At 62.9% G+C, this 994-nt stretch carries 2 protein-coding genes and 1 pseudogene; all 3 read right to left on the bottom strand.

The window, feature by feature from the left end; genetic code table 11:
• Positions 1 to 292: pseudogene (locus P353_RS27360) on the bottom strand (hypothetical protein); the annotation flags it as partial.
• Between the two features lie 29 nt (positions 293 to 321).
• A complete protein-coding gene (locus P353_RS27365; RefSeq protein WP_034376674.1) occupies positions 322 to 792 on the bottom strand; it encodes a lysozyme in 471 nt (156 codons plus the stop codon).
• The coding region (locus P353_RS27370) for a hypothetical protein (RefSeq protein ID WP_034375390.1) at positions 789 to 994 on the bottom strand (206 nt) is incomplete at its 5' end. The genes P353_RS27370 and P353_RS27365, both read right to left, overlap by 4 nt.

Raw genomic sequence — 994 nt, forward strand, 5'->3', positions numbered from 1 at the left:
CGGCGGCGCGGGAAGCGGCTGCGATACGGGCAGGAACTCCGGCGAGTTGCTTGCGCAGCCTGTCAGCAGCAGCGGCAGCAGCACCAGCATCAGTCTGCAGGCGCCCTGCCCGCTCCTGGGCAGATTTGATTGCGTCATCCTTAGTTTTCTCCATGCGTAAATAGGAAGCCAAAGCCGATGCGCCAGCACGCATCTTCTGCTCTGCATACTCTTTTTTCATGAGCGATATGCGGGCCTCTGCCCGCTGGGCATTGACCCACCAGCCGGCGGCAAAGGCCGCGGTCAGCAGCACGGCCAGCACCAGGGCCTTGGCGCGGCCGGTCATGCCAGCCCCTGCTCGCATAGTTGCCGCTCAGCAGCACGACGCCGCACCAGGCCGGGCAGCTGCTTTCCGCTGGCGTAGGTCCAGCGGCTCAACTCTGCGCAAGCGCCGTTGATGTCTCCAGCGTTGGCCTTGCGCACGAGGGTGCTGCGACAGAAGGCGTCATCCCCCACGTTGAATGCGAAGCTCAGGAACGCAGCTCGCTGGCCGTCCGTCAACGGCGCACGAACGCAGCTCAAGGCGTCGGCATGCTTGGCCAAGTCCTTGTAGAGCATCTCCTCACATTGCTCACGGGTGTAGGTCTGGCCCATCTTGAGCTCTGGACCAGTGTGGCCCGTGCAGGCAGTGATGATACCCACCGGGTCACGGTAGGTGCTGAACACGGTGCCTTCGTAGTGCTGCACTAAGGGAACTGCCAGGGCGGCCGCGCCGGCGCCAACGATAGCTATGAATTTCGCTTTCCAGCTCATCGGCCACCTCCTGCACGAACTGCAGTCCAGAACCCGAGCAACGCCGTGCCCAGCATGACGACATACGCCACGGGCTTAGCCAGTTTCCCAAGCCAATTCAGCACCTTGAAGGCCCCGCGCATGGCAGTGAAGAACTCCAGCAGATCGGACAGCTGCTGTTTGAGCTCGTGCAGTTCCTGCCGGGTCTTCCCCAGCTCTCGCT

The sequence above is a fragment of the Comamonas testosteroni genome, from assembly GCF_000761245.1.
In the GTDB taxonomy this organism is placed as follows: Bacteria; Pseudomonadota; Gammaproteobacteria; order Burkholderiales; family Burkholderiaceae_C; genus Comamonas; species Comamonas testosteroni_C.